The following is a 6,281-nucleotide window of genomic DNA, read 5'->3' on the forward strand; positions in this document are numbered from 1 at the left end:
TTAAGTCGGGGAGTTTTTCCATTCCTTTATCTAATGTCTATCTCCTCTTCTTGTCAAGGGGGTTGAGCAATTACGAAGACAGTTTACTGGGTAGTGCTGGGGACGATTGGTTATTTGGAGATGAGGGGAATGATACTTTGATTGGAGGTACTGGGGAAGATCGATTTATCTTAAGTATAGACAGCGGCCGCGAGACTATTTTAGACTTTCAAGATGGTCGCGATGCGATCGGCTTGACAGGCGGTTTAAGTTTCTCGCAACTGAGCATTACTGTAGAAAATAATTCTACTTCGCTCCGAGTTACCAGTTCCGGTCAACTGTTAGCAACTCTCAGCAATGTGTCAACAGGGCTGATTAATGTTACCGATTTTGTAGCGGTCTAAATCGATACCCCTGGGGACACGGCAATGCGGTGTCCTTTTGCTCGATCGCATACAAAAAATCGGCTCTCCCGGATCTATGGTGATAACTCGATCTAAGAACTGGTAATAGGTAATGGGTAATGGGTTAGTCATTTGGAGCCAATTACCTATTATCTATTACCCATTACCATGTAACACAGGATACATTTTCCCCCAGCTCGCTATGAGATCCAAAAAGGGGACTTTGACCCTCTTGCTCCCTTCTTTTTAAGGGGTACTGGGGGGATCTAAGACGCAAGAAAACACGCTCTAGAGAACCCAAAAACCAGGTTTATGCGTCAATATTTCTCGGAAAAAGCGACAATTTTTCCCAAAAACCGATTTTTTTGCATAATTCCTGTTCTCTAAGCCGATTATTTAATAGGACAGATAGATACCTACTGGAATCCGTTGTTTTTCTCGATCGTTCCCGCTTCCCTTTCTAATCTTTATCCAAAGCAAACAAAACAAAATAAAATAAAATAAAATAAAATAAAATAAAATAAAATAAAATAAAATCAAGCGCTGAAACCCAAACGAAATCGCTACAGTGAAGGCAGTCGAGACGATGCGTGTTGCAGTTCCTTTTGATGTATCATTTATGGAGGACTACTTTTATGCCATCCTTGAAATCTCCAACCGATCGAACCAGTGGATTATACGTGCGTTCCCCAGAGGGAGAACAACTTATTTTTCCCCTGAAACATACAGAAGTCCGAGCAAAAATTGCCGGAAATTTATCGCGAGTTGAAGTATCGCAGAAATTTGAAAATCCTTTCACCAAGCCATTAGAAGCCGTCTATATTTTCCCCCTACCTGCGGAAGCAGCGGTAGATGAGATGGAAATTAAAATTGGCGATCGCACCATTAAAGGCAGCATCAAAAAACGCGAAGAAGCCCAAGAAATTTACGAAAAAGCCAAACAAGAAGGGCGGACTGCGGGTTTGCTGGAACAGGAGCGAGATAATATTTTCACCCAGTCCCTCGCCAACATCAAACCGGGTGAATCAATCGATGTCACGATTCGCTACACTGACAGTTTGAAATTTTTAGCTGGCGATTACGAATTCATTTTTCCGATGGTTGTCGGGCCGCGATATATTCCCGGTACGCCGCTGGATGAAACGGCTGCTAGCGGTAGCGCCCCTGCCCCAATGACAGTCAATTCCGATACCGATATTGTCCCCGATGCGTCGCGCCTCAATGCCCCGATTTTGCCACCGGGAATGCGATCGGGACACGATATCGGCGTGACGCTGGAAATTGAGGCGGGCATACCGATTCGTAACGTCAATTCCCCATCCCACCAACTGGAAATAGAATATTTCGACTCCCCCCAAACTGCTTTAGCAAACGAGCAGAAAAATGGGCGAATGGTGCGCGTTAAATTGGGAAATCAAGATACAATTCCCAACAAAGATTTGATTGTTCGCTATCAAATTGCGGGTCGAGCAACTCAATCGACGGTATTAACTCATTCGGACGATCGCGGCGGGCATTTTGCAGTTTACTTGATTCCGGCGATCGAGTACAAAACCGATGAAATTGTGCCGAAAGATGTCGTTTTTTTAGTCGACACTTCCGGTTCGCAATCCGGTGCGCCTTTGCAGCAATGTCAGGCATTGTTGCGGCAATTTATTAACGGATTGAATCCAGCGGATACTTTCTCGATTCTGGATTTTTCCGACAAAGTGCGACAATTGTCAAAACAACCGCTACCAAATACAGCAGAAAATCGACAACAGGCGATCGAATATATCAACAAACTGCGCGCTTCTGGCGCTACGGAAATGTTGGGCGGGATTCGGGCGGCGATCGATTTTCCCGCACCATCCGGGCGCTTGCGAACTGTGGTATTCCTCAGCGACGGTTACATCGGCAACGAAAACCAAGTTCTCGCCGAAGTGCAGCAACATCTCAAATCGGGGAATCGCCTGTACAGTTTCGGTGCGGGGAGTTCCGTCAATCGCTTTTTGCTCGATCGCATTGCGGAAATCGGGCGGGGAATCTCCCGGATTATCCGGCATGACGAACCAGTTAAGGAATTTGTCGAAAAGTTTTTCCGGCAAATCAACAATCCGGTGTTGGTAAATCTGGAAATTACTTGGCAGGGAGAGGGCGAAAATCCGGTAATTTATCCGTCAGTTGCGCCGGATTTATTTGCCGAACAACCGCTGGTTCTATTTGGGAAAAAGGGCGATCGCGAAGCTGGAATATTGCAGATTAAAGGGGTTAGCGCAGGCGGACACCAGTACGTCCAAACCTACCAACTCGACTTTACCGATCCTGGAAATCCGGCAGTTGTCCAGCTTTGGGGGCGGCACCGCATCAAAGATTTGATGAATCAGATGGTGCAGTACGAAACCAAGGTGGGGGTGGAAACAGTGACAGAAACGGCGCTAACGTATCAGCTTCTGTCGCAGTACACGGCTTTTGTGGCTGTCAGCGATGATGTGCGCGTCGAACCGGGTACGGAATCCATCTCGATGAACGTTCCTGTACAAATGCCGGAAGCGGTGGAATATCTGGGCGTATTGGGCGGCACAGGCTATGTAAAAGATAATGGCTGCACAGACTGGATGGAACAAGAACAAGAACGCGGCATCACATTTAATCGCTCACAGAAGCGGGTGTATCCATTGCCCGCACTAGCCAGCGCCGCGATCGCACCGGCCCGCCCCCGCGGCACATCACCTGTAGAAGTCGTTAGCGCTGCGGGGTTGGATGAATGGGCGATCGATAGTTTAAACGAACACTTGGCAACTCTGACTGTGCCGCCCGGTACAAATGGCGAATTGGTGTTAGAAATTGTCTTCACTAAAGTGCGCGCCAGCCGCATAGTTGTGGATGCTGATGCTTCGACTTTGGCGGATGTGGAGTTGCTGAAAACTATCAAAAAATGCCTCTTTAGCTGGCGCATTCCTCACTTTATTGGGGATACAGTGCGCCTGACGCTGCGGGTGCGATCGTAAAACAGCTTGAGTTAACAATCCGGGCAATACTTTTGCTCGATCGCCCACAAAAAAATGGAAGAATTTGCTCTTCCATTTTTTAATAATGACTATTCGTCCTGACTGCAAACCACTTTTTTTATTAGACTTCTCCCATAATTATCGTGGAACAGGCCCTCGTTGCCTGTTCAGAATCTGCTTTGAGAGGAGAAGTCTATTGGTAACTTGACTGACACGATCGAATTTTTAAATTAAACCGCAGCTAACTCGGGAGTCGGGCGCTTGCTGTTGCGGATACCCTCAATCGCACCTGCGTAATCGTTCGCCTTAAACACAGCAGAACCAGCGACGATCGCATTTGCGCCCGCTTCCAGAACCTGCCAAGTATTGTTCCCCTTCAAACCGCCATCTACCTCAATCCAAGGATCGAGACCCTTGTCGTCGCACATTTTGCGCAACTGGCGAATTTTCGGCAAAACAGCCGGGATAAAACTTTGACCGCCAAAGCCGGGATTCACGCTCATAATCAGCACTAAATCGCAAAGTTCCAGCACGTACTCGATCAACTCCAAAGGCGTCGAAGGATTCAGAACCACACCAGCCATTTTGCCCAATTCCCGAATTTGGCCGAGGGTGCGGTGCAAGTGAGGCGAAGCATTATGCTCGGCGTGAACCGAAATAATGTCAGCACCAGCCTTAGCGAAGTCCTCGACGTACTTCTCCGGCTCCACAATCATCAAGTGGACATCTATCACCTTGGTAGTAACAGGGCGAATTGCCTCAACAATCAGCGGCCCGATAGTAATATTAGGAACAAAGCGACCGTCCATCACATCTACGTGAATCCAGTCAGCCCCAGCTCGATCGACAGCCTGAATCTCTTCTCCGAGACGGCTAAAATCGGCTGATAATATGGATGGAGCAATAACAATTGATTTTTGGGATTGGGTCATGGCTAAGTCTGTTCTCCTGTCTGCTGTGCTGTATCCAGTTTATCAAAATACGGGTCTCCGGGTCGAAAAGTTGCCAACGATCGGTCGCGAGATTGGGAGGGCAGAAAAATTTTGCCTCTGACAGACAAGTTTGGCGATCGCCCCAGCCCAGCTCTCAGAATTTTGGTTTAGGATATAAATTTTCCCTCTAACAAATAACTTGTGTGCAAAATCTGACCTTCTGCAAATTTTGAGTACCGAATTATGAAAAGAACAGATCCCTTAGAAAATCCTGAACTCGATCGCGCCAGTCTGTTTGTATTAATGATCCCAGTCATCGGCTTTTTCCCGGCCCTGTGGACTCTTTACCGCCGTCAGGGCAGCCCCGAACGCAAAGCCGTCAGCCGCTTAGCAATTGCCCTTGCTTTTAGTTGGCTCTTAGGACATATTCTTTTAGAAGCTGGAGCGATTTCTGCGGAATCTCCGACACTTCCCATGTTATTAATGAGTAGCCTGCTAACAACCAGCTATTTCATCGTTGCTCTGGGACTGATGGTTCGCCTCTGGAAGCGTCAACCGCTATGGTTGCCCGGAATTAGTCGCGTAGCCGAGCAAGTGGTGGGCAAACATTTATCATAATTTAGGGTTCTTTTAAGCCCCTACGGTATTGATTGATTGCGTCTTCAGCTTGATACTACATATTGCCATTATCTTTTTTTATTTTTGTTGTGTGTGAGGAAGCCAGTGCCAGCTCAAAAAATTCCTAATCAAGACCCTATCCAACAATCAACTGCTCAACCTTCAACCAAAAAATCTTCGCAGCCCCATCGAGGCCGCTGGTTGGGTTTTGGTTTTGGTTTGGCTGGAGTAGCCATGCTCTCAGCCACAGCCGGAGCGTTGCTAGCGGTGTCCCTTTCCACAACGCCGCTTCAGCAACAAAAGTTGAGCCCTGAAGAAGCAGCAGTATTTTCTCAAGGCGACATGGCAAAGCTCAACATGAAGATGCCGGAGCTGACTCGCCCAGTTAATATTTTAGTTTTAGGACTTAAAGTTCTGAGTTCAGACATCGACGGCCATGCCGATAAGGAGCAGGGATACGAGGTGTGGCAGAACTCTTTCAAGGGGTTAACCGATACCATGCTGTTGGTCAGGTTTGACCCTCAAAATAAAAAGTTAAGCGTGCTTTCCATTCCGCGAGATACCCGCACCTATGTGGAAGGTAGGGGCGAGGTGAAAATAAACGAGGCTAATTACTACGGGGGCCCAGCTTCGTCAGCGAAGGCAGTCAGCGGACTATTGGGCGGCGTGGGAATTGACCGCTATGTCACAGTAAATATTCAAGGCATAAAAAGCTTGGTCGATGCACTTGGTGGCATTACTATCAATGTCCCTAAAGACATGAAGTATACCGATGAAAGCCAGCATTTATATATAAATTTAAAGGCTGGCAAGCAGAAGCTCAACGGCGAACAAATCGTGCAATATTTGCTTTACCGGCACGACGATTTGGGCGATATCGGGCGGGTGCAACGCCAGCAATTGTTGATGCGGGCTTTTGTGGAGCAGGAAGTTAATGTAGGTTTGCTGTCTCGCTTGCCGAAAATTTTGTCGGTGATTCAGTCTCACCTTGACACGAATTTGAGTATAGAAGAATTGGTGGCTTTGGCTGGTTTTGCTACTCAAACCGATCGCGCTGGCGTGCAAATGTTGATGGTTCCCGGCAAATTTAGCGATTCTAAGGACTACAAGGCGAGTTTTTGGTTGCCAGACCAAAGTGGCATCGAAACTCTGGTGGCGGACCATTTTGACTTCGGCCAGAATACTTGGACAATTGAGAATGCTGATGCGACTTTTCTGAAGGTGGCGGTTCAAGATAGTACCGGCGATCAATCGGCTGTTGAAGCTTTTGTCAATAATTTAACTCAAGCCGGTTATCGGAATGTTCAGGTTTATAAAGCTTGGCCCGAACCGCTGGAGGTAACTACTCTAGTAGCTCA

Annotated in this window: 4 protein-coding genes and 1 pseudogene; 4 read left to right on the top strand and 1 reads right to left on the bottom strand. The window is 47.3% G+C overall.

The features are described 5' to 3' along the window. Positions 1-383: pseudogene (locus QUA38_RS25560) on the top strand (hypothetical protein); the annotation flags it as partial. A gap of 635 nt (positions 384-1,018) precedes the next feature. Then, a complete protein-coding gene (locus QUA38_RS25565) occupies positions 1,019-3,373 on the top strand; it encodes a VIT domain-containing protein (RefSeq protein WP_333166887.1) in 2,355 nt (784 codons plus the stop codon). A 230-nt stretch (positions 3,374-3,603) separates the two neighbouring features. Here the strand turns inward: QUA38_RS25565 and rpe are convergent, their stop codons facing one another. Continuing rightward, the gene (gene rpe / locus QUA38_RS25570) at positions 3,604-4,305 is read right to left on the bottom strand and encodes a ribulose-phosphate 3-epimerase (RefSeq protein WP_172192955.1); all 702 of its coding nucleotides are present in this window, start codon (positions 4,303-4,305) and stop codon (positions 3,604-3,606) included. Between the two features lie 243 nt (positions 4,306-4,548). Here rpe and QUA38_RS25575 point away from each other — a divergent pair, with 243 nt between their 5' ends. Together QUA38_RS25575 and QUA38_RS25580 are read left to right on the top strand one after the other, a co-directional pair. Continuing rightward, a complete protein-coding gene (locus QUA38_RS25575) occupies positions 4,549-4,923 on the top strand; it encodes a hypothetical protein (RefSeq protein ID WP_006632079.1) in 375 nt (124 codons plus the stop codon). Positions 4,924-5,028: 105 nt separating this feature from the next. Further along, positions 5,029-6,281, top strand: a 1,253-nt coding sequence (locus QUA38_RS25580; RefSeq protein WP_333166890.1) for an LCP family protein, incomplete at its 3' end; no start/stop codon positions are given.

Source organism: Microcoleus sp. Pol12B4, from assembly GCF_036701385.1.
GTDB lineage: Bacteria > Cyanobacteriota > Cyanobacteriia > Cyanobacteriales > Microcoleaceae > Microcoleus.

Coding starts and splice junctions, on each gene's coding strand:
- QUA38_RS25565 (WP_333166887.1), top strand. CDS start 1,019: ATGCCATCCTTGAAATCTCCAACCGATCGAACCAGTGGATTATACGTG.
- rpe (WP_172192955.1), bottom strand. CDS start 4,305: ATGACCCAATCCCAAAAATCAATTGTTATTGCTCCATCCATATTATCA.
- QUA38_RS25575 (WP_006632079.1), top strand. CDS start 4,549: ATGAAAAGAACAGATCCCTTAGAAAATCCTGAACTCGATCGCGCCAGT.